The 21,264-nt window shown below is 59.6% G+C and carries 20 protein-coding genes; 11 read left to right on the forward strand and 9 right to left on the reverse strand.

Going from position 1 to position 21,264, the window contains the following annotated elements:
- The first annotated feature begins 296 nt into the window (after positions 1–296).
- On the forward strand, positions 297–1,184 hold the full coding sequence (gene rhtA, locus ACK2SD_RS15935; protein WP_412462331.1) for a threonine/homoserine exporter RhtA: 888 nt from the start codon (positions 297–299) through the stop codon (positions 1,182–1,184).
- Between the two features lie 183 nt (positions 1,185–1,367).
- Positions 1,368–1,649 (forward strand): hypothetical protein, encoded by a 282-nt coding sequence (locus ACK2SD_RS15940; RefSeq protein WP_029612706.1) that lies wholly within the window; start codon positions 1,368–1,370, stop codon positions 1,647–1,649.
- Between the two features lie 36 nt (positions 1,650–1,685).
- Here the strand turns inward: ACK2SD_RS15940 and ACK2SD_RS15945 are convergent, their stop codons facing one another.
- Positions 1,686–3,494 carry an aminopeptidase P family protein gene (locus tag ACK2SD_RS15945; RefSeq protein ID WP_412460278.1) on the reverse strand — a complete coding sequence of 603 codons (1,809 nt, stop codon included), beginning with the start codon at positions 3,492–3,494 and terminating at the stop codon, positions 1,686–1,688.
- A gap of 119 nt (positions 3,495–3,613) precedes the next feature.
- Positions 3,614–4,597 (reverse strand): GlxA family transcriptional regulator, encoded by a 984-nt coding sequence (locus ACK2SD_RS15950; protein ID WP_412460279.1) that lies wholly within the window; start codon positions 4,595–4,597, stop codon positions 3,614–3,616.
- An 84-nt stretch (positions 4,598–4,681) separates the two neighbouring features.
- On the opposite strand from ACK2SD_RS15950, the gene ACK2SD_RS15955 reads away from it, so the two are divergent.
- A complete protein-coding gene (locus tag ACK2SD_RS15955) occupies positions 4,682–5,233 on the forward strand; it encodes a cysteine hydrolase family protein (RefSeq protein WP_412460280.1) in 552 nt (183 codons plus the stop codon).
- A gap of 10 nt (positions 5,234–5,243) precedes the next feature.
- Here the strand turns inward: ACK2SD_RS15955 and ACK2SD_RS15960 are convergent, their stop codons facing one another.
- Positions 5,244–5,807, reverse strand: coding sequence for a helix-turn-helix domain-containing protein (locus tag ACK2SD_RS15960; protein ID WP_412460281.1), 564 nt, complete (start codon positions 5,805–5,807; stop codon positions 5,244–5,246).
- Positions 5,808–5,890: 83 nt separating this feature from the next.
- On the opposite strand from ACK2SD_RS15960, the gene ACK2SD_RS15965 reads away from it, so the two are divergent.
- The 7 genes from ACK2SD_RS15965 to ACK2SD_RS15995 all read left to right on the forward strand — a co-directional run bounded on the left by ACK2SD_RS15965 (position 5,891) and on the right by ACK2SD_RS15995 (position 13,047).
- Positions 5,891–6,844 (forward strand): DMT family transporter, encoded by a 954-nt coding sequence (locus ACK2SD_RS15965; protein ID WP_412460282.1) that lies wholly within the window; start codon positions 5,891–5,893, stop codon positions 6,842–6,844.
- A 151-nt stretch (positions 6,845–6,995) separates the two neighbouring features.
- Positions 6,996–9,908, forward strand: a complete 2,913-nt coding sequence (locus tag ACK2SD_RS15970) for a monovalent cation/H+ antiporter subunit A (protein WP_412460283.1) — start codon at positions 6,996–6,998, stop codon at positions 9,906–9,908.
- Positions 9,908–10,252 carry a Na+/H+ antiporter subunit C gene (locus ACK2SD_RS15975; RefSeq protein WP_412460284.1) on the forward strand — a complete coding sequence of 115 codons (345 nt, stop codon included), beginning with the start codon at positions 9,908–9,910 and terminating at the stop codon, positions 10,250–10,252. The genes ACK2SD_RS15970 and ACK2SD_RS15975 overlap by 1 nt, the downstream gene beginning before the upstream one ends.
- Positions 10,249–11,925, forward strand: a complete 1,677-nt coding sequence (locus ACK2SD_RS15980; protein ID WP_412460285.1) for a monovalent cation/H+ antiporter subunit D — start codon at positions 10,249–10,251, stop codon at positions 11,923–11,925. Before ACK2SD_RS15975 ends, ACK2SD_RS15980 begins: the two co-directional genes overlap by 4 nt.
- The gene (locus ACK2SD_RS15985; protein WP_412460286.1) at positions 11,922–12,410 is read left to right on the forward strand and encodes a Na+/H+ antiporter subunit E; all 489 of its coding nucleotides are present in this window, start codon (positions 11,922–11,924) and stop codon (positions 12,408–12,410) included. The genes ACK2SD_RS15980 and ACK2SD_RS15985 overlap by 4 nt, the downstream gene beginning before the upstream one ends.
- Complete coding sequence (locus ACK2SD_RS15990) at positions 12,407–12,685, forward strand: K+/H+ antiporter subunit F (RefSeq protein WP_029612720.1); 279 nt, start codon at positions 12,407–12,409, stop codon at positions 12,683–12,685. Before ACK2SD_RS15985 ends, ACK2SD_RS15990 begins: the two co-directional genes overlap by 4 nt.
- On the forward strand, positions 12,682–13,047 hold the full coding sequence (locus tag ACK2SD_RS15995; RefSeq protein WP_412460287.1) for a Na+/H+ antiporter subunit G: 366 nt from the start codon (positions 12,682–12,684) through the stop codon (positions 13,045–13,047). The genes ACK2SD_RS15990 and ACK2SD_RS15995 overlap by 4 nt, the downstream gene beginning before the upstream one ends.
- Before the next feature lie 74 nt (positions 13,048–13,121).
- Here ACK2SD_RS15995 and ACK2SD_RS16000 read toward each other — a convergent pair whose 3' ends face one another.
- The 5 genes from ACK2SD_RS16000 to ACK2SD_RS16020 are packed head-to-tail and all read right to left on the reverse strand — an operon-like array spanning position 13,122 to position 19,621.
- The gene (locus tag ACK2SD_RS16000) at positions 13,122–13,499 is read right to left on the reverse strand and encodes a response regulator (RefSeq protein ID WP_029612722.1); all 378 of its coding nucleotides are present in this window, start codon (positions 13,497–13,499) and stop codon (positions 13,122–13,124) included.
- 44 nt (positions 13,500–13,543) lie between these two features.
- Complete coding sequence (locus ACK2SD_RS16005) at positions 13,544–14,770, reverse strand: hybrid sensor histidine kinase/response regulator (protein ID WP_039576764.1); 1,227 nt, start codon at positions 14,768–14,770, stop codon at positions 13,544–13,546.
- Positions 14,764–15,339, reverse strand: a complete 576-nt coding sequence (locus ACK2SD_RS16010; RefSeq protein ID WP_029612724.1) for a chemotaxis protein CheB — start codon at positions 15,337–15,339, stop codon at positions 14,764–14,766. Before ACK2SD_RS16010 ends, ACK2SD_RS16005 begins: the two co-directional genes overlap by 7 nt.
- The gene (locus tag ACK2SD_RS16015; RefSeq protein ID WP_039576760.1) at positions 15,336–16,157 is read right to left on the reverse strand and encodes a CheR family methyltransferase; all 822 of its coding nucleotides are present in this window, start codon (positions 16,155–16,157) and stop codon (positions 15,336–15,338) included. Before ACK2SD_RS16015 ends, ACK2SD_RS16010 begins: the two co-directional genes overlap by 4 nt.
- Positions 16,154–19,621: a response regulator gene (locus tag ACK2SD_RS16020; RefSeq protein WP_412460288.1), complete on the reverse strand. Its 3,468-nt coding sequence runs from the start codon at positions 19,619–19,621 to the stop codon at positions 16,154–16,156. The genes ACK2SD_RS16015 and ACK2SD_RS16020 overlap by 4 nt, the downstream gene beginning before the upstream one ends.
- Before the next feature lie 260 nt (positions 19,622–19,881).
- On the opposite strand from ACK2SD_RS16020, the gene ACK2SD_RS16025 reads away from it, so the two are divergent.
- A complete protein-coding gene (locus tag ACK2SD_RS16025; protein ID WP_029612727.1) occupies positions 19,882–20,232 on the forward strand; it encodes a response regulator in 351 nt (116 codons plus the stop codon).
- 25 nt (positions 20,233–20,257) lie between these two features.
- Here the strand turns inward: ACK2SD_RS16025 and cobF are convergent, their stop codons facing one another.
- Positions 20,258–21,007 (reverse strand): precorrin-6A synthase (deacetylating), encoded by a 750-nt coding sequence (gene cobF, locus ACK2SD_RS16030; RefSeq protein ID WP_412460289.1) that lies wholly within the window; start codon positions 21,005–21,007, stop codon positions 20,258–20,260.
- Positions 21,008–21,264: the final 257 nt, after the last annotated feature.

Consider the following 21,264-nt stretch of genomic DNA (forward strand, 5'->3'; position numbering starts at 1 on the left):
GCCCTTCGCACCGCGCCGAACTCGCTTAACTCGTTGATTCTCAAGAAGTTTCGCGTTCCGTTTGCTGCGGAAGTGGGGCGCATTATAAGGGGATCTGAACAGCGGTCAAGGCTTAATTTCAAATAAATTCAAATAGTTGATTGGTGCAACGGTAATCAAGGCCATCAAGCGCCGCCCCTGCGCCCTATAAATCAAGCCTCACCGATAAGCCAATCATGACCCAGTTGCATACCCAGCGACCAATTGCGCAATATAGTGCGCAACTGAATCGCCTTCCTTCTGGACTGTCCTACCCAATGAACAATACCTGCCGCGGCTTGGCCACCACGCTTTTCCCCATTGGCCTGCTGCTAATCGCCATGGCCTCGATCCAGTCAGGCGCCTCCTTGGCTAAAAGCATGTTTCCAATCGTGGGTGCCCAAGGCACTACAGCATTGCGCCTGATCTTTGCCAGCATCATCATGCTAGCCCTACTGCGGCCGTGGCGCGCCAAGCTCAACGCTCGCACTCTGCGCAGCGTCATCATTTACGGGTTGGCCTTGGGCGGCATGAACTTCCTCTTCTATATGTCTCTGCGTAGCGTACCGCTAGGCATCGCTGTGGCCTTGGAATTCACGGGACCGTTGGCGGTAGCGATCTTCGCCTCGCGCCGCGCACTCGATTTTCTCTGGATCGCGTTGGCGATCGCCGGCCTGCTCTTGCTGATGCCGACCGGACAAACTGACGCTGCCTTAGACCTCACAGGCGCTGCGTACGCATTGGGGGCGGGCGTGTGCTGGGCGCTGTACATTTTATATGGGCAACGCGCAGGCGCTGAAAATGGTATCCAGACCGCAGCCCTTGGCGTGTTGATCGCAGCCCTGTTCATCGCCCCCATTGGGATTGCACACGCAGGCAGCGCCTTGCTGACACCTGGGCTAATTCCGATAGCCCTGGGCGTGGCGGTGCTTTCTACCGCCCTACCCTACAGCCTAGAGATGGTCGCACTCACCCGCATGCCAGCTCGCACCTTCGGCACCTTGATGAGCATTGAGCCGGTCTTCGGGGCGCTGTCCGGATTGCTATTTCTCGGTGAAGTGCTGAGCTTGACACAATGGCTCGCAATTCTGGCGATCATCACGGCCTCCGTGGGCGCAACCCTTTCCATGCGCAAGGAGAACCCTCCACCTGTTGCAGTCGATTGATCTGAGAAATACTTTCATTGGCCCTTCTTCAGCCTTGTACCGGTCTATCAGGCTGTTTAAGCTGTCGAAGAATCATCATTTTCAGACGATCTACTAAGCTGGGCACGGAAGCAGGGAGTTTCAGGAAGAACGCAGTCACCACTGAAAGGGCCTACACCTGTAAACGCCCTGATAAGGACAGGAATGAAACGTATTTTTCTCATCCTGGCCATCGTGGCCATTGCTGGGTGCGCCGCTACCGCCAAGACCGAGGTGAAACGAGGAAAGAAAGGCATCCACATCAATTGCTCGGGCCTCTCCTCCTCTTGGGATAAGTGCTACGCCAACGCTCAAGCCTCTTGCAGCAGCAAAGGGTACAAAGTCATCGCTCGCTCCAGCGACAGTGAGGAGGAGCCTGGCGATTATGTGTTCGGAATCAATCCGGCCGGCTATACCAGTCGCAGCATGATCGTGATCTGCAAGTAAAGAAGGGCAGCGTTCGCTGCCCTTCTTTCAACTCTCTCATAGAGGCAGGGTCCGGCGCTCCAGCCACGCAAGGGCATCACCCTCAAGTAGAGGCGCAAGACGCTGGCGCACTGCCTGGTGATACTGATTGAGCCAATGCCGTTCTGAAGCGTCCAGTAACTCTGGTATCAGGCAGCGTGTATCGATCGGGCACAGGGTCAACGTTTCGAACGCCAGAAACTCGCCGAAGACACTTCGCCCTGCTTCGCGATTGACCACCAGGTTTTCGATCCGTACGCCCCACTCACCCGGCCTGTAGGTACCCGGCTCGATGGAACTGATCATGCCCTCCTGCATCGCTGTCTGCGGACTGGCGGAGGCTTGATAGGCAATCACCTGCGGCCCCTCGTGCACATTCATGAAGTAGCCTACCCCATGCCCTGTGCCATGCCCGTAATCGACTTGATCAACCCACAGCGGTGCCCTGGCGATGGCGTCGAGCATCGGCGAGAGAATCCCTCGCGGAAACTTCGCGCGTGATAGTGCGATCATGCCTTTGAGCACGCGCGTACAGTCTGTCTTCTGCGCCTCGCTGGGCGTACCGATCGGCACCATGCGGGTGATGTCGGTAGTCCCCCCAAAGTACTGTCCGCCCGAGTCGATGAGCAGCAAGCCATCACCCTCGATCACCGCATGGGACTGGGCAGTCGCGCGATAGTGCGGCATTGCGCCATTGGCATTGAACGCAGCAATGGTCGAGAAGCTCAACGAGACGAAGTCAGGCCGTCGCGCCCGCGCTGCACTCAAGTGCTCATCCACCGACAGCTCGGTGATGACCTCCTGTCCCAGAGTCATTTCGAACCAGGCGAAGAACTCGCACAAGGCTGCACCATCCTGTTCCATTACCTTACGGATATGCATCAGTTCGGCCTCGCTTTTGCGCGACTTACTCAACGTCGTCGGGTTGAGGCTCTCGATCCACGTAACGCGTTCATCGACAGACGCCAGAAGACCACAGGTCACACGTGCCGGATCAAACAAAAGACGGTGATCAGTTTCGATCGCGGCCAGTGCTCGATGGACTTCATTGTAATCCTGCACCTCGACACCATCGGCAGCGAGTGCCTGACGCAGGCTGGCATCGATTTTTTCCTGCGCAACGAAAAGCGTCGCTCGGTCACCACCGATCAAGGCAAACGCCACAAACACCGGGTTGTAGGAGACATCGCTACCCCGCAGATTGAGCAGCCAGGCGATGTCATCCAAGGTGGCAATGAAATGCCAATCAGCATCCTTCTCGGCCATTGTGCAGCGCAACGCTGCGAGTTTGTCAGCGCGCGCACGCGTGGCATAGGGCGCCAAGTGTTCATAGACACGATTGCCGGGTAACGCCGGACGCGCACTCCACACCTCGTCAAACACGTCCAGATGGGTGAGCAATTTCGCGTGACGTACTTTCAGACGCTCTTCCAGTTGACGGGCGGAGGTCAGGGACATCACCGCACCATCGACTGCAACCACCCCGCCACTGACGGTATGCGCGCCCAGCCAATCGAGTGCGCCGGGCCCACCTCCCTGCAGCTTCATCAGTTCGATGCCACTGCCTGACAGCTCCACTGCGGCTTGTTCCCAATAGCGGCTATCGACCCATAGACCGGCGAACTCCGCCGTGACCACCAGCGTTCCCACAGACCCCTGAAATCCAGAAAGCCACTGACGGCCTTGCCAATGCTCAGGCAGGTACTCCGACAAATGAGGATCGGCAGAAGGCACCAACAAGGCATCGACGCCTTCTCTGGCCAGCACCTGACGAACACGTGCCAGACGCGAAGGAACGGAATCCTGGGGGGTTGGGGAACGGCTCATGCACTCTCCTGCGGCAATATCGTCGACGGTTTCAGACGCTGGATAATGGAACAGCAGGCCATGTCCTGCAATCGGAGCCAGATGCCGGTGCTGCCGTCAGTTATGCCAGCGCGGCTCGATCAAACGGTCGGGGCGAAACGTCGTCGATAGTCACTGGGTGTAAAACCTGTGGCGGCCTGGAACACCTTGCGAAACGCGCCAGGATCCTGGTATCCCACCTCCCAGGCGATATGGTCCACGTTACGCCTAGTAAACTCCAACAAGCGACAAGCACGCCCCACCCGGATCTGCTGACAATAATGAGTAGGACGCAATCCAGTTGCAGCACGGAACCGGCGAAGGAAGGTGCGCTCCTCCAAACCGGCGCATGCCGCCATGCTGCTCACACTTGCGTGTTGCACCCCACCGCCCTGCAACCAATGCTGCACTTTGAGCACAGCCTCATCACCATGGTCCAGGCGAGGGACGAACAGTGCTCCCGCGACTGCGCTTGGCAGCGGCTCCAGCGAAAGGTATCGGGCAGTCTCAAAGGCGAGCGTGGCGCCAAGAAAACGCTCGAGCAATCGCAGTCCCAGCCCGGTCCAAGCCATCAAGCCCGCCGAGGTCACGACGTCGCCGTCGTCCAGTAGGGGCACATTGGCGTCAGCGCGGACCTCGGGGTAGCGCTCGAGCAAAGCGTGCACGTAGTTTTGGTGAGTGCTCGCCGGACGCCGATCCAGCACCCCGCTGGCGGCGAGGAAGAACACACCAATGCATACTGAGGCCAGCACCGCACCGCGTCCGTGCCAGTCACACAGGTGCGGACAATGACGCTCAAGCAGCTCCGAGGGGGGCGCGCCACCAAGACTGGGCGGGATCACCAACACGTTGAGCGCATGGACCGCTCCCGGGTGACTGTCATAGACAGGGGCCAATCTGCCGAAGCCATCGAGCTGCCAGTGAGTGACGCGGATCCTCGACAACTGAATATTGCCCATCTCTCCAGCCACCCTGTTGGCGACTGCGAACAGATCCGTCAAGCCGTGTACCGCCGCGATCTGCACATCCGGGTAGATCAACACGCCTACTTCCACTTCAGACCCCATGTCAGTTTTTGCCTTCAATCTGTCGGTCGCGCCAATCCCGGCCGGCCCCATCTCGGGCTAACCTCATCGCACTCTCAGCACACTTCACCGGAGACTCCCGACATGGCTAAAGAGGCCCTTATTCTCATCGATATCCAGAACGATTACTTCCCCGGCGGCAAATGGACCTTGGACGGCATCGAAGCGGCGGCCGACAACGCCGCGCGCCTGCTGGCCAAGGCTCGCGAACGCGGTGACCTGGTGGTGCATGTACGCCACGAGTTCGAGTCGGCTGACGCGCCGTTCTTCACGCCTGGATCGCACGGCGCGCAAATCCATGTAAAGGTGCTACCCACCGCCGATGAGGTGGTTGTGCTCAAGCATCAGGTCAACGCCTTTCGTGACACTGAGCTCAAGAAAGTGCTGGATGAGCAGGCGGTAAAGGCGATAACCATTGTCGGAGCCATGAGCCATATGTGCATCGACTCGGCCACCCGCGCCGCAGCAGACCACGGATACCAAGTGACAGTGGCACACGACGCCTGCGCAACGCTAGGACTTACCTTCGCCGAGCACAGCATACCGGCTGAGCAAGTGCATGGCGCAGCCATGGCCGCCCTGGCATTTGCGTTCGCTCGCGTACAAGACACCGCCTCACTGCTCCCCGAGGCGTGAAGCACTGCGCTCAAATCACTACGTTGCGCACGAAGCGAGTGGGTTGGTCGCCGTCGTTACGGTAGGCATAACGGCAATTGCTTTGGAAGATGTAGAAGTCGCCTGCTTGCAGGCGCACTTCGCCCCCCTCGATCACCACGGTCAGGCAACCTGAGCAGACATAGATCTGCTCACTCCAGCCTTCAGCATCGGCCTCACTGGCATAGTGCTCGCCTGGCCCCAGGGTCCACTCCCACAACTCCACTTCACGCCGTGCCGAACTGCTACCCAGCAATACAGCACGACTCTCGGGGTGCTGCCCAGCCCAGGCCAGTTGGTTGATGCGTGCCGAATCACGCTGTTCCGGCGCCTGGATAAGCGTACTGAACGCTACGCCCAAGGCTTCGGCGATCAGGTCAAGGGTGGTCAAGCTCACATTCTTTTCGCCAGCTTCGATGGCCACTAGCATCCGTCGGCTGACGCCCGAGCGCTCTGCCAAAAGAGTCTGGCTATAGCGTTGCTCAGTGCGCAAGCGGCGGATGTTCTGGCTGACGTATTGCAACACCGAAGCGCGGTGGGAAGAATCTCTGTGCACTATATTGCTCACCAGAAGGGGCTGCGCAGTATACTGCGCACTTTGCGGCGATTGTGCGCCGCCCTCCACGAGTGCGCAAGATCATGAGCCAGCCCAACTGCCGTCCACGGCCTTCCATCTATTTCCGCCTGAGCAAAGCTGAGATGGTGCTGGTGTTCATTACCATGCTGTGGGGCGGAACCTTCCTAATCGTCCACAACGTCATGAGCGTCAGTGGGCCGATGTACTTCGTCGGACTGCGGTTTGCCGCAGCGGCGCTGTTCGTCGGGCTGGTCTCGATGCGCGCATTGCCAGGACTGACATTCACCGAATTGAAAGCCGGGGTAGTGATTGGCGCCTCGATCATGCTCGGTTACGGACTTCAAACCATGGGCCTGCAAAGCATCAGCAGCAGTCAGTCAGCCTTCATCACCGCGCTGTACGTGCCTTTCGTGCCCGTGCTGCAGTGGCTGGTACTAGGGCGGCGGCCTGGCTTGATGCCCAGCCTCGGAATCGTCTTGGCCTTCGTTGGCCTGATGTTGTTGGCAGGCCCTGAGGGCGGCACTTTGCACATGAGCGAAGGTGAACTGGTGACGCTGATCAGCGCGGTGGCGATCGCCGGTGAAATCATCCTGATCAGCCGCTATGCCGGTAAGGTGGACGTGCGCCGAGTGACCGTGGTGCAACTGGCGACCGCTTCTGTGCTGTCATTTCTGATGACTATTCCAACTCAGGAGCGCTTGCCTGATTTCTCCTGGCTACTGCTTATCAGCGCCATTGGCCTGGGCGCCATGAGTGCAGTCATCCAAGTCGCGATGAATTGGGCGCAGAAGTCGGTATCGCCCACCCGGGCTACCTTGATCTACGCCGGCGAGCCGGTCTGGGCAGGGATTGTCGGTCGTCTTGCCGGAGAACGCCTACCGGGCTTGGCGCTGTTGGGTGGCGCATTGATCGTGACAGCGGTCGTTATCAGCGAACTGAAGGTCCGGCGCAGGAGCACCGTGCCGGACGATACCTCGGCGCCCTCACCGAACAATGCAGGCGAGAGCGGGCGTTGAACTCTCGCCCAATGACTATGCTCTGAAAAAAACTGTTATAAAAAAACTGCTTGTCACCACGCTTTTGTAGGATTCTGCCACAGCTTGCGTGTTGGTGATCCACCACCTGCGCACGTATGATCCTTGACCAACCTTCGCAGATTAGAACGCTATGTCATTGATAGTGCTATTGCTTCTGCCGTTCATCGGCAGTTGCCTGGCAGCCGTCCTGCCGCACAATGCGCGTAATGCCGAGTCCATCCTTGCCGGACTCGTAGCCCTGGTCGGCACTGTCCAGGTGGCGCTGCTGTATCCGCAGGTCGCGCACGGCGGCGTGATTCGCGAAGAATTTCTGTGGTTGCCGAGCCTGGGCTTGAACCTTGTGCTGCGCATGGACGGCTTTGCCTGGCTGTTTTCGCTGCTGGTGCTGGGCATCGGCACCCTGGTGTCTCTGTATGCGCGCTACTACATGTCGCCCCAGGATCCAGTGCCACGCTTCTTTGCCTTCTTCCTGGCCTTCATGGGTGCCATGCTCGGCTTGGTGATTTCCGGCAACCTTATTCAACTGGTGTTCTTCTGGGAGCTCACCAGCCTGTTCTCCTTCCTGCTGATTGGCTACTGGCACCACCGCGCCGACGCCCGTCGTGGCGCCTACATGGCGTTGATGGTCACCGGCGCAGGCGGGCTCTGCCTGCTGGTCGGGGCGCTACTGCTCGGACATGTGGTCGGCAGCTACGACCTGGACAAGGTACTGGCCGCCGGCGATGCCGTGCGCCAGCATGCGCTCTATCCGGTACTTCTACCGTTGATCCTCCTGGGCGCCTTGAGCAAGAGTGCGCAATTCCCCTTCCAGTTCTGGCTGCCGCACGCAATGGCTGCGCCCACGCCAGTTTCTGCCTACCTGCACTCGGCAACCATGGTCAAGGCAGGAGTGTTCCTGATGGCTCGGCTTTGGCCAACACTGGCAGGCACCGAGGAATGGTTCTGGATCGTCGGCGGTGCCGGTGCCTGCACTTTGTTACTCGGTGCGTTCGCCGCCATGTTTCAAAACGATCTCAAGGGTTTGCTGGCCTATTCGACCATCAGCCACCTGGGTCTGATCACCTTGCTACTGGGACTGAACAGCCCGCTGGCAGCGGTAGCAGCGGTCTTCCATATACTCAACCACGCCACCTTCAAGGCATCGCTGTTCATGGCCGCTGGCATCATCGACCATGAAAGCGGCACCCGAGACATCCGACGCCTCAGCGGTCTGATCCGCCTGGTGCCGTACACCGCCACTCTGGCCATGGTCGCCAGCGCATCCATGGCAGGCGTGCCGCTGATGAACGGCTTCATTTCCAAGGAAATGTTCTTCGCTGAAACCGTGTTCATCACCTCATCAGCCTGGGTCGAAATAGCCTTGCCAGTGATCGCGACTCTGGCCGGAACCTTCAGTGTGGCCTATGCGTTGCGCTTCACCGTCGACGTTTTCTTCGGACCCACTGCGCAGGACCTGCCACATACCCCGCACGAGCCGCCACGCTGGATGCGTGCACCGGTCGAGCTGTTGGTGCTGACCTGCCTGGTAGTCGGCATCTTTCCCGCCCAATCTGTCGGCCCGTTACTGGCTGCTGCGGCGCTGCCGGTGGTGGGCGGAACGCTGCCAGAGTACAGCTTGGCAATCTGGCATGGCTGGAACGCACCGATGATCATGAGCCTGATCGCCATGTGTGGCGGTGTGGTGCTGTACCTGCTGCTGCGTAAGCAACTGCGCCGGGGCCGCTTCCCTTACCCGCCGCTGATCGAACGCTTCAACGGCAAGCGCCTGTTCGAACATGGCCTGGTACGCCTGATGCTGATCGCTCGACGCGCCGAGGCCCTGTTGACCAGTCGCCGCCTGCAGACACAACTGTTCATGCTGGTAACAGCCGCGTTCATTGCCGGTCTATCACCGATGCTCTATAGCGGCATCAGCTGGGGCGACCGGCCGAAGATCCCGGGTTCCGGCGTATTCGTAGTGATGTGGCTGATCGCGATCGCCTGCGCGATCGGCGCCGCCTGGCAGGCCAAGTACCACAGGCTGGCCGCACTGATCATGGTCAGCGTGTGCGGGCTGATGACCTGTATCACCTTCGTCTGGTTCTCGGCACCCGACCTGGCGCTCACCCAATTGGTGGTCGAAGTCGTGACCACCGTTCTGATTCTGCTAGGCCTGCGCTGGTTACCACGCAGGATCGAAGGCGTCACGCCACTGCCCGGCAGCCGCGAGCGGGCGCGGGTACGACGTCTGCGCGATCTGCTGCTGGCGATCCTGGTCGGTGGCGGCATGGCGCTGCTGTCGTATGCAATGCTGACGCGTGCCACCCCCAATAACATTTCTTCGTTCTACCTCAGTCGCGCCTTGCCAGAAGGCGGAGGCACCAATGTCGTCAATGTGATGCTGGTCGATTTCCGCGGTTTCGACACCCTCGGCGAAATCACCGTACTCGTGGCCGTCGCGCTGACTGTCTTCGCCCTGCTGCGTCGCTTCCGCCCGCCAAAAGAAAGCATGCAACTGCCAGCACAGCAGCGCCACCTGGCCCCGGACCTGGTCACCGACCTGGTGAATCCGCGACAGGTTGCCGATACCGCGCTGGGCTTCATGATGGTCCCGGCAGTGCTGGTGCGATTACTGCTGCCCATCGCCCTCCTGGTGTCGATGTACCTGTTCATGCGCGGTCACAACCAACCCGGAGGAGGCTTCGTCGCTGGTTTGGTGATGTCCGTGGCCTTCATTCTTCAGTACATGGTGGCCGGCACCCAGTGGGTCGAGGCGCAGATGAGCCTGCGTCCACTGCGGTGGATGGGCACCGGATTACTGTGCGCCACTCTCACCGGTATCGGCGCCATGGTCCTCGGTTACCCATTCCTCACCACACACACCGCGCACCTGCACCTGCCTTTGCTTGGAGATATCCACGTGGCCAGCGCTCTGTTCTTCGACGTCGGCGTGTACACAGTGGTGGTCGGCTCGACCCTCCTGATCCTCACTGCTCTGGCGCACCAGTCGGTACGCGCCTACCGCCCGGGCAACCAGAAATCCAGCCAAGCAGGAGCCGCCTGATGGAAGAAGTCATCGCAGTCGCAATCGGCGTACTGACTGCCTCCGGTGTGTGGCTGGTACTGCGTCCACGCACCTATCAGGTGATCATGGGGCTGTGCTTGCTGTCCTATGGCGTGAACCTGTTCATCTTCAGCATGGGCAGCCTGTTCATCGGGAAGGAACCGATCATCAAGGAAGGCGTGCCACAGGATCTGCTGAACTACACCGATCCGCTACCACAGGCCCTGGTACTGACCGCCATCGTCATCAGTTTCGCCATGACGGCCTTGTTTCTGGTGGTGCTCCTGGCCTCGCGAGGTCTCACAGGTACCGACCACGTCGACGGCCGGGAGCGTGGGGAATGAGTGGGATGAATCAATTGATCGTAGCCCCCATCCTACTGCCGTTGGTGACTGCCGCGATCATGCTGCTGATCGGCGAGAAACACCGCCAGTTCAAGGGCCGGCTCAACCTGCTGTCCAGCCTGATCGGCCTGGGGGTCGCCATCACGCTGCTGCTGTGGGTGCGAAATCAGGGCCAGGCCGAATCCATCGGCGTGTACCTGCCGGGCAACTGGCCAGCGCCGTTTGGCATCGTACTGGTAGTCGATCATTTATCGGCGCTGATGCTGACGCTCACCGGAGTGATCGGCGTCAGTGCACTGCTGTTCGCGCGTGCCCGTTGGGATGGTGCCGGGGCCAGCTTCCACGCTCTGTTCCAGATCCAACTGATGGGTTTGTACGGCGCCTTCCTCACGGCCGACCTGTTTAACCTGTTCGTATTTTTCGAAGTCCTGCTGGCAGCGTCCTACGGCCTGTTGCTGCATGGCTCGGGCAGGGCTCGAGTCAAGGCCGGCCTGCATTACGTCGCCATAAACTTGTTCGCTTCTTCTCTGTTCCTGGTCGGGGCCGCCATGCTCTACGGCGTGACCGGCACGCTGAACATGGCCGATCTGGCATTGAAAATTCCTCTGGTGGCCGAGGCCGATCGCGGCCTGCTACACGCCGGTGCTGCGATCTTGGCCATGGCCTTCTTGGTCAAGGCCGGGGTCTGGCCGTTGAATTTCTGGCTGGTGCCGGCCTATGCCTCGGCCAGCGCACCGGTGGCGGCGCTGTTCGCTATCATGACCAAGGTTGGACTGTATGCCTTACTGCGCTTGTGGACACTGCTGTTCTCCGAACAGGCCGGCGCCTCGGCACACTTTGGTGGGCAATGGCTGGTCTATGGAGGATTGGTAACCCTGGCTGTGGCAGTGGTCTCCATTCTGGCTGCGCAGCGCCTGGAGCGCTTGGCGGCACTCAGTATTCTGGTCTCGGCCGGCACTCTGTTGGCAGCGGTCGGCTTCGGCCAGCCGGTTCTCACTGGCGCAGCGTTGTTCTATCTGGTCAGTTCCACTCTTGCACTGTGCGCCTTGTTCCTGCTCGCCGAACTGATCGAGCGTTCGCGCTCGGCCAATGAGGCGCCCCTGGATGATGAGGAAGATGCCATCCCCCCCCTGCTCGAGTCTCTACATCCGCCCAAGGGCATCAACTTGGACGATGAGCAGAAAGCCGTCATCGGACAGATCATCCCATGGACCATGGCCTTCCTCGGTCTGAGCTTTATCGCCTGTGCGCTGCTGATCATTGGTATGCCGCCACTGTCGGGCTTCATCGGAAAGCTCAATCTGATCAGCGCGCTGTTCAACCCACTGGGCCTTGGCGCTGCGCCAGAACAGCCATTATCGGCAGCGGGCTGGTGCCTGGTGGCATTACTCTTGCTCTCCGGGATGGCATCGTTGATCGCCTTCGGCCGAGTCGGCATCCAACGGTTCTGGAAACCCGAAGAGCCGGCCTCTCCTCTGTTGCGTGGCTACGAATGTATGCCGATCGTGCTATTGCTGGGCTTGTGTATCCTAATCAGCGCGCAGGCCGAGCCCCTACTGCGGTATACGCAGGATACCGCCGCTGGCCTGCAGGCACCGGATACCTACATCCAGGCGGTCTTGTCGACGCGCACCCTGCCCGGCCCAACCACGCTCTCGCAGGTACAGCCATGAAGCGACTGTTCCCCGCCCCGCTGCTGTCCCTGTCGCTGTTCGTACTGTGGCTGGCTCTGAACGTTTCGATCAGTCCCGGTAATCTGCTGCTTGCCGCAGCGCTAGGTATTCTTGCGCCCCTGCTAATGGCGCCGCTGCGCCCCCAGCATGCACACGTGCGCCGCCCCTTGACGGTCATCCGCCTAATCGCTCGCGTCGGCCTGGACGTGATTTTATCGAATCTGCAGGTGGCCTGGGGCGTGCTACGGGCGCGCACCCATCCCCCTCGCTCGTCGTTCGTGCATATCCCTTTGGCACTTCGCGATGCTCACGGGTTGGCCGCCTTATCGATGATAACCACGGTGGTTCCTGGAACAGTCTGGTCGGAGTTGGCCCTGGACCGCAGCGTGCTGTTGCTACATGTGTTTGACCTTGACGACGAAGACACCTTCATCGCGCATTTCAAACACACTTACGAACGTCCGCTGATGGAGATCTTCGAATGACTGGCCTACTTGCCAATGCCATCCTCGCCAGCCTGTTCATCTTCGTCATCGCCATGGCGCTGGCATTGATCAGGGTGTTTCGCGGCCCCTCGGCACAAGACCGAGTGCTGGCGCTGGACTACCTGTACATCCTGGCGATGCTGATGATGTTGGTGTTGGGCATCCGATATGGCAGTGACACCTACTTCGAAGGCGCCATGCTGATCGCACTGTTTGGCTTCGTCGGGTCATTCGCCCTGGCCAAGTTTCTGCTACGCGGGGAGGTGATCGAATGATCCAGACCGTTGAGTTGCCATTCTGGCTGGAGTTAGTCACCGCCGCACTGCTACTGACGGGCAGTCTGTTCGCCTTGCTCGGCGCAATCGGGCTGGTGCGACTCAGAGACTATTTCCAACGCATGCACCCACCGGCACTGGCTTCGACTCTTGGTGCCTGGTGCGTGAGCCTGGCATCGATTCTGTACTTCTCCGAGCTCAAGCACGGGCCCGTGCTGCACGCGTGGTTAATCCCCGTCTTATTGTCAATCACTGTGCCGGTGACGACATTGTTGCTGGCGCGGGCAGCATTGTTCCGCAAGCGCATGGCGGGCGATGCGGTGCCTGGAGAAGTCAGCAGCGGCAGCAATCGCATCCACTGAGCACGGATACCCAGTGCCCATTGATGAGCTGATTACTTTGCTTGAACGTTTGCAGTCTCAGTCTTGCAGACACGTCACTTGAGCAAGGCCTGGATCTGCTCGTGCAAGGTATCAAGGTCGAAAGGCTTCGCCAGAATCGGCGCCTTGCGTGCAATAGGGCTGCCCGATTCAAGAATCTCGGCTGGGTAGCCGCTGATGAAGATCACTTTCAGATCCGGCCGCAGTTTAAGCGCAGGCTCAGCGATCTCCACTCCGGAAATGCCACCCGGCAATCGGAAATCGGTGACCATGAGGTCCAAATGCGGCTTGCTGGCCAGAATGGCGAAAGCTTCTGCCCCATCTTCCGCCACCAGCACGTGGTAGCCCTGCCCTGCCAGATAGTCGCGCAGGATCATCCGGATCAGCGGTTCATCTTCCACTACCAGTACTACATCTTGTGCGTCTTCGCTCATGACAATGCCTTGAATTTCAAAAAGTTGGCTATCTGACCCCAGGGTCACGCAGAGGTTGCCTGGGTCTGGTCACTTTGTTGGCCGACAGTCGCCAGTGGCAGCAGGATACTGAATGTGGAGCCCCTGCCTTCCTCGCTGTCGACCCGGATCCGCCCGCCATGGGCGTGAACAATCTGTTCTGAAATGAACAGCCCAAGACCCAATCCACCACTGGCCTGCTGAGCGGATACCCGTTCGAACTGGTGAAAGATGCGCTGCTGGTTGGCAGCGCTGATGCCGATGCCATGATCCTGAACCTGCACGCAAGCCATCCCGCATTGCTCGAAAACCCTCACCTGCACTGGACGCCGTTCGCCATAACGCAAAGCGTTGGACAACAGATTGGCCAGCACTTGCTCAATCCGAAATTCGTCCCACTCACCCTGCAAGGGCTCGCAACGGGTCAATTCGATGGAGGTGTCCAACGCTGCGGCCTGAGCAGCGAAGCGCTCGACCAGCCCCTCGACCAGCTTGGCCAGGTCCACAGCGCGTGGCCTGATCGACAATTTGCCGGTACGGATTCGCGAAACATCCAGCATGTCTTCGATCAGGCGGATCAGGCTGTTGATCTGCCGCTCATCACGCTCGACCATGGCCTGCAAGTGCGTCTCGCTGAATGCCGCCAAGTTGCCTCGGGCCAAGTGCATCTTGCGCAATTGCGTTTCCAGAATCAGGCCATTGAGCGGCGTGCGAACTTCATGGGAAACGATCGACATGAAGTCGTCGCGCATTTGCACTGCCCGCTCGAGCTCACCGCGAGCCACCTGCAACTGCGCCAGCAACTGCTCCTGCTCCTGACGGCTGCGCTCCAGCGCTTGCAACTGGCGGCCGAGCACTTGGCGCTGCCTGTACAGATCGACGAAGACCGACACCTTGCTTTTAACCGCCTGGGTATCCAATGGTTTGTGCAGGAAATCGACCGCACCGCTTTCATAGCCTTTGAAGGCGTAATTCAGTTCGCGACCGGCGGCGCTGACGAACACAATCGGGATGTTCTTGGTCTTCTCCATACCGCGCATCAGCTCGGCCAACTCGAAACCGTCCATACCCGGCATCTGCACATCGAGAATAGCCAGGGCGAAGTCGTGCTCGAGCAGCAGCGAAAGAGCCTGCTCGGCCGACTGAGCGCGGTGCACCTCGCGATCCTCACCTTGCAGAAGAGCATCGAGGGCCAGCAGGTTTTCCGGCAGATCGTCGACGATCAGCAGTTTGGCGATGATGTGGCTTAGCATGTGCTGGTTTCCAGGGTGGCGAGCAACTGCCCGATACCGCTCAGAGAAAGAATATGATCGGGCCGATGCAGGGCCAGAGCAGCCTCGGGCATTAACGCGACCTGTGCTTCGCGGGGATCCTGAACCAGCGTCCGACCTCCGCATTTCTTGATATAGGCCAATCCCTCGGCGCCGTCTTCGTTGGCACCGGTGAGCAACACGCCAAGCAGAGCTTCGCCGTAGGCATCGGCGGCCGAATGAAATAACACATCGATTGCAGGCCGAGAGAAATGCACCGGCGCCTCTTGGCTTAGCGACAAGCTCAGGTCACGTTCCACCGAGAGGTGATAGGCCGGCCCTGCCACGTAGATGCCTCCCACCTCGATGGGCTCCTTGTCACAGGCCTCACGTACGGACCGACGCAAGCGCCGCTGCAACACCTCGGCCAACTGGCTGTGACGATCCGCCGGCAGATGCAACACGCAGAGCACCGGCGGCTGAAAATCTATCGGCAGAGCGCCAAGCACCTCGAATAGCGCCGCAACGCCACCCGCCGAGGCACCGATTACCACCGCGCGAACGCCCATCATGTTTTCCGGTAGATCCGCTCGGGCCGCACCAAAGGCTCGAAGCGATCACCGTACGCGGAAAAGTCAACTGACTCTTTGCTGCCAAGGAACAAGAAGCCCCGGTGGCACAGCGACTCGTGGAACAGACCCAGCGCACGGTCCTGCAGATCTTTGTTGAAGTAGATCAGCACATTCCGGCAGGACACCAGTTGGGTTTCGGAAAACACGCTGTCGGTAGCCAGGCTATGGTCGGCAAAGGTGACGTTGTCTCGCAAGCTGCTGTCCATGATGGCATTGCCGTAGGCCGACGTGTAGTAGTCGGAAAAGTCGCGACGCCCCCCGGCCTTGCGGTAGTTTTCTTCGTATTCGCGCAGGCTCTGCATCGAATAGATACCCTGCTTGGCTTTGTCCAGCGAGCTGGGATTGATGTCGGTGGCATAGATGATGGTGCGTTCCAGCAACCCTTCCTCGCGCAGCAGGATCGCCATGGAGTAGACCTCTTCACCCGTGCTGCATCCGGCGATCCAGATTTTCAGCGACGGCCAGGTTCGCAATAATGGCACCACCTCCTGGCGCAACGCCAGGAAATGGCCAGGATCACGAAACATTTCGCTGACCGGAATCGTCAGGAACTGCAGCAACTGCATGAACATGCCAGGATCGTGCAACACGCGTTCCTGCAATGCCGTAACGGTACGGCAGTCGAACTGACGCAAGGCATGAAGAATTCGGCGCTTGATCGAGGCACCGGAGTAATTCCTGAAGTCGTAGCTGTACTTGAGGTAGATGGCCTCGATCAGCAGACGAATTTCGATATCGGTGTTGCGCTCGCTAATCAAATTCGCTCCAGTTGCGGCAGCCAGACGCGGATCAGGGAGAACAAACGGTCCAAGTCGATTGGCTTGGCCAGGTAGTCGTTGGCGCCGGCCTGCAAGCAGCGGTGCTGGTCGTCTTTCATGGCCTTGGCAGTCACCGCGATGATCGGCAACTTGCGCCAACGAGGTTGCTGGCGGATCAACCGGGTGGCTTCGTAGCCATCCATTTCCGGCATCATCACATCCATCAACACCAGGTCGATGTCGCTATGCTGGTCAAGCCGCTCAAGGGCTTCACGACCATTGCGGCCTATCTCGACGATGGCGCCCTTGTGCTCCAGTGCACTGGTGAGGGCGAAGATGTTGCGTACATCGTCGTCCACCAGCAAGATTTTGCGCCCCTCGAACACCTTGTCACGGCTGCGGGCCGTCTTGAGCATGCGCTGGCGTTCGTGGGACAACTGCGACTCGACCTTGTGCAGGAACAGCGTCACCTCATCGAGCAGACGCTCCGGCGAGCGGGCGCCTTTGATGATGATCGAGCGCGAATACTTGAGTAGGTCGGTCTCTTCCTCGCGGGTCAGGTTACGGCCCGTATAAACGATCACTGGAGGGAAGCTGCGGATGTCATCGGCGGTCATGCGCTTTAGCAACTCGTTGCCCAGCATGTCGGGCAGCTTGAGGTCGATGATCATGCAGTCGTAGATGTTTTCGCGCAGCAGCTCCAGCGCGTCCTGAGCCATGGCCACCGCAGTGATCTCGATGTCGTCATCGCCGATCAGGCGCGCAATGCTTTCACGCTGAAGATCGTCATCCTCCACCAGCAGAATGCGCTTGAGCTTCTGCGTGAGTTTGTCTTCGAGGCGCCCGAAGACCTCCTTGAGTTCTTCACGGCTGGTCGGCTTGACCGCATAACCCACCGCACCCATGTGCATGGCTGCTTCGACGCGATCTTCCACCGAGATGATGTGCACAGGGATGTGACGGGTACTGGCCTGCTCTTTAAGACGCTGCAGCACGGTCAGTCCGGAGTGGTCGGGCAGACGCATGTCCAACAACACGGCATCGGGCAAGTACTGGGCGGCCAGGGCGAAACCGTCGTCGGCAGCATGGGCGACCAGACAGTTGTAGCCCAGCTCGTGAGCCAGATCGTAGAGAATACGGGCAAAATTGGGCTCGTCCTCGATCACCAGGATGCAGCGACCCGTGAACGGCGCCTGTGCACGGTCATCGGCGAAACTCGGAGTCAGCACTGTCGGCTGAGGCATCGGCGCGGCCCGCACTATGGGTGGCAGGCGATCGAGTGTCGGTCGAGGGCTCTGAACCTCTCCCTGCGCATCCGCCGACTCATAGCGCTCAGGAATGGTCAGACTGAAGATGCTGCCCTGACCGTCACTGCTCTGCACCGTGATCTGCCCACCCAACAGGTGTGCCAGGTCTCGCGAGATCGATAGCCCCAGGCCGGTACCGCCAAAGCGGCGATTACTGGTGCCATCGACTTGGTGGAAGGCACCGAAGATGGCCTCCTGCTGATCGGCGGGAATGCCGATTCCACTGTCACGGACGGTGAAAACGATACCCGTGTCAGGCCGATGGCTGATGCTCAGGCTGACCTGACCTCGATCGGTGAACTTGATGGCATTGGACAACAGGTTCTTGAGAATCTGCTCCAGGCGCTGGCGGTCGGTGAACAGCGTGCTCGGCACCTGCGACTCGAGCGACACCTCGAAGCCCAGTTGCTTGTCGTCGGCCAGCGGCTGGAACATGCCGCGCAAGCCTTCGACCAGGCGCACCACCTGGGTGGTCTCCGGTCGCACCTCAAGCTTGCCGGCCTCGACCTTGGCGATATCGAGGATGTCGTTGATGAGGTTGAGCAGATCGTTGCCGGCCGAGTAGATGGACTCGGCGAACTTGATCTGCTCCTGGGTAAGATTGCCTTCGCCGTTCTCGGCCAGCAACTTGGCCAGGATCAGCGAGCTATTGAGCGGCGTACGCAGCTCATGAGACATGTTGGCGAGGAACTCGGACTTGTAGCGGCTCGAACGCTGCAGGTCCTCGGCGCGGGCCTGCAGCTCCTGCTGGGCACTGTTGAGTTCGCTGTTCTTGCGGTCCAGGGCCACCGTCCGCTCGGCCAGTTGCTCGTTAGTCTGTTCCAGTTCGGCCTGCTGGGTCTCCAGATAGGCCTGGGATTCCTTGAGCACACGAGACTGCTCCTCGAGCTCTTCGTTGGCGGTCTTGAGCTCCTCTTGCTGGACCTGCAACTCTTCATTCAACTGCTGCGTCTCGGCAAGCACCTCTTGCAGTCGCTGACGATAGCGCGCGCTCTCGATGGACATGCCCAAGTTATCGGCAATGCGCTCGAGCAGTTCGCCATCGCGGTCCAGCAACGGGCGCAGGAAGCCCAACTCAAGCACGCCATTGACCTCACCTTCATCGCTCGAAGGAATCAACAAAGCACTGCGCGGCAAGCCGCTGCCCAGGCCGGAACTCAGGCGATAGTAGTCCGCGGGCAGATCGTCCAGCCGGATCAGTCGCCGCTCACGCACGCTCTGCGCCAGAAGGCCTTCGTGCTCTCCCAGGGTCTGGCTACGTTTCTGTTGCTCGGCATCCAGGCCATAGGTAGCGACGCGCACCAACTGGCCATGGGCATCGCGCACGTAGAGTGCGCCCACCACGCTCCCCAGGTAGCTGGCGAAGAAGCGCAGGACGTTGTCGCCCAGAGCCGTCAGCGTCAGCTGACCCAGCACTTGCTGCGACAATTGCTGTTGCCCGTTACGTAGCCACGCCTGGTGCTCCAAACGCTCGGCGGCACGCTGTTGAGCCTTGAGGTTGCCGACATAGCTGTCGGACAGCGCCAGCAGATCGCGGCGCCCGAGATAGGCTAGCAACCCGCTGAGGCCGACGATGAACAGCACGAACGCGGTAATGGCCGTGACTGTGACGGTGCTGACCTGCTCGGTACGGGTCTGGCGCAGTTGCTGCTCGGTTGCGATGAAGTCCTCGAATTCTTTGCGGATCTGGTCAGTGATGCGCTTGCCGCGACCGCCACCGATCGCACCCTGGAAGTCACCGCTCTGGCGACGCAGGGTGATCAGTTCGCTGCCGAAATCGTTCCAGGCGCGTTGCAGGCCTGTCAGGCGATTGATGCGATCAACCTGCGGGAGATTGTCACCGACCATTTCGCGCAGATTCTCCAGGCTGCCGAAAATCTGCGGCTTGGCCACCTCGTAGGGATCGAGAAAACGCTCATCACCCGTAATCAGGAAGCCGCGCATGCCGGTTTCCATGTCGATCGAAAGCTTGACCGTTTCATTGGCATTACCGATCACCCGGTCGGTGTGCTCCACCCACTGCATGGCCGATAGCAGGTAGTTGATTACCGCGACGAAGGCCACGGCGCCCAGCAGCCCGACACCTAACGGCAGGCCGATATTGCGGCTCAGCAGTCTGCGGAAGCTGCGTTGATCCATGGAGGCTGCTTGAATCATCTGATAACGCCCGAACGAAGAATCCATTGAAGAGTAGGTGGACGACACTGCTAGCACGGCGGCCGTCGCTGACCTTTGCATCCAGTGCTGCCACGGTCGTTAAGCACTGTGAGCGCTACTGGATCGGGGCATTTAGCCAGTATTTGAAGGCAACCCCATAGAATCGTTCCATCCAATTGCAAGGCCCGCTATTCTGAGGGAACTTCTGCGCTGGTAACAGACACAGAGTTACTACCTCTCCCTGCAACAGGATTCAATACATGCACCTTCTGGTAGTCGAAGACGACGACATCGTTCGTATGCTGATGGTCGATGTGCTCGACGAACTGGGCTACAAGGCGGTCGAGGCGGAAAATGCCACCAAAGCCTTGGCGATCCTCAAGGACAAAACCCAGCCGCTGGCGTTAATGATGACGGACGTCGGGTTACCCGATATGCGTGGCGATGAATTGGCCTGCCTAGCACGCGAGATCCGGCCCTCGCTGCCGGTTCTGTTCGCCAGCGGTTATGCGGAAACCGTGGACGTTCCGGAAGGCATGCACTTGATCGGCAAGCCATTCAGTATCGACCAATTACGCGACAAAGTGGTCAGCATTCTCGGTACGCCCTGACCCCCCCCTCGACCGGTACCCAGCTTCACCCCTCACGGCGCAACAGGTAGGTATCCATGATCCAGCCTTTGCGCCTTCGCGCCTCCAACCGTAGCGCAACGATCTGCGCTTTCACTTCCATGAGCGGCCCAGACATCAGAATCTCGTCCGCCGTTCCCAGATATGCCCCCCAATAGATCGTCAGATTTGGGTCATCCAGTTCGGCGAAGGTGGCGTGGCCATCAAGCATGACTACCACATTATCGAGTGTCTCCAGCTCGGCCAAACGGCGGGCCGGCAGTACCGTCAACGGCTCTCCGATGCGATTGAGCGTCAAGCAATGACGTGCGGCGAGCGCCTGCACACTGCTGATACCGGGAATCACCTCCAGCTTCAACGCCATCCCCTGCTCGCGCACCAGATCCAGGACGCGTAGGGTACTGTCATAGAGCGTAGGTTCCCCCCACAGCAGGAACGCCCCAATATCGCCTTCGTGGAGTTCATGCTCCATCGCTTGGCGATACAAATTCGCCCGTGCCCGGTGCCAATCCTGCACTCCGCTGATGTAATCTTGCGCACCGCCGTCTCGACACGGATCCGTCACACGCACGATTCGATAGCCGTCATGTGGAAGGTAACGCGCCAGAATGTCCTTGCGCAGATGCGCCAACTCTTCCTTGTCGCCGCCCTTCTCAATCATGAAAAAGACAGTCGCACGCCGCATCGCATCGACCGCCTCGAACGTGATCTGACGAGGATCGCCGGGGCCTATGCCAATCAGCAACAGTTGCTTCATGCTGCCTCCTCTACAAGATGATTCGGAACTATCGATCGGCGAACGACGTAGGGCTACAACGGTTTAGCCAGCCCACCGGTATACAGGGTCACGCTTTTGATGACCGCCAATCATCAATGACTATACATTCACACCGTAAATACGGCAGGCTAGCAACGTTTGAGGTATCCACGCTGTGCAGGGTGTGAAACTAACGGAATTATCCAGCAGGGAGGCATGATGTTAGAGACAGCTGCGGCGCGCTGGGCAAGCGCGGG

The sequence above is a fragment of the Pseudomonas sp. SC11 genome (genome assembly GCF_047039205.1).
GTDB classification, from domain to species: domain Bacteria; phylum Pseudomonadota; class Gammaproteobacteria; order Pseudomonadales; family Pseudomonadaceae; genus Aquipseudomonas; species Aquipseudomonas boreofloridensis.

Excerpts from the sequence above, each read along its gene's own strand:
- ACK2SD_RS16005 (WP_039576764.1), bottom strand. The coding sequence starts at position 14,770 with ATGCTAAGCCACATCATCGCCAAACTGCTGATCGTCGACGATCTGCCG.
- ACK2SD_RS15980 (WP_412460285.1), top strand. The coding sequence starts at position 10,249 with ATGAGTGGGATGAATCAATTGATCGTAGCCCCCATCCTACTGCCGTTG.
- rhtA (WP_412462331.1), top strand. The coding sequence starts at position 297 with ATGAACAATACCTGCCGCGGCTTGGCCACCACGCTTTTCCCCATTGGC.
- ACK2SD_RS15955 (WP_412460280.1), top strand. The coding sequence starts at position 4,682 with ATGGCTAAAGAGGCCCTTATTCTCATCGATATCCAGAACGATTACTTC.
- ACK2SD_RS16010 (WP_029612724.1), bottom strand. The coding sequence starts at position 15,339 with ATGATGGGCGTTCGCGCGGTGGTAATCGGTGCCTCGGCGGGTGGCGTT.
- ACK2SD_RS15940 (WP_029612706.1), top strand. The coding sequence starts at position 1,368 with ATGAAACGTATTTTTCTCATCCTGGCCATCGTGGCCATTGCTGGGTGC.
- ACK2SD_RS15975 (WP_412460284.1), top strand. The coding sequence starts at position 9,908 with ATGGAAGAAGTCATCGCAGTCGCAATCGGCGTACTGACTGCCTCCGGT.
- ACK2SD_RS15985 (WP_412460286.1), top strand. The coding sequence starts at position 11,922 with ATGAAGCGACTGTTCCCCGCCCCGCTGCTGTCCCTGTCGCTGTTCGTA.
- ACK2SD_RS15945 (WP_412460278.1), bottom strand. The coding sequence starts at position 3,494 with ATGAGCCGTTCCCCAACCCCCCAGGATTCCGTTCCTTCGCGTCTGGCA.
- ACK2SD_RS15965 (WP_412460282.1), top strand. The coding sequence starts at position 5,891 with ATGAGCCAGCCCAACTGCCGTCCACGGCCTTCCATCTATTTCCGCCTG.
- ACK2SD_RS16025 (WP_029612727.1), top strand. The coding sequence starts at position 19,882 with ATGCACCTTCTGGTAGTCGAAGACGACGACATCGTTCGTATGCTGATG.
- ACK2SD_RS16020 (WP_412460288.1), bottom strand. The coding sequence starts at position 19,621 with ATGATTCAAGCAGCCTCCATGGATCAACGCAGCTTCCGCAGACTGCTG.
- cobF (WP_412460289.1), bottom strand. The coding sequence starts at position 21,007 with ATGAAGCAACTGTTGCTGATTGGCATAGGCCCCGGCGATCCTCGTCAG.
- ACK2SD_RS15990 (WP_029612720.1), top strand. The coding sequence starts at position 12,407 with ATGACTGGCCTACTTGCCAATGCCATCCTCGCCAGCCTGTTCATCTTC.
- ACK2SD_RS16000 (WP_029612722.1), bottom strand. The coding sequence starts at position 13,499 with ATGAGCGAAGACGCACAAGATGTAGTACTGGTAGTGGAAGATGAACCG.
- ACK2SD_RS15995 (WP_412460287.1), top strand. The coding sequence starts at position 12,682 with ATGATCCAGACCGTTGAGTTGCCATTCTGGCTGGAGTTAGTCACCGCC.
- ACK2SD_RS15970 (WP_412460283.1), top strand. The coding sequence starts at position 6,996 with ATGTCATTGATAGTGCTATTGCTTCTGCCGTTCATCGGCAGTTGCCTG.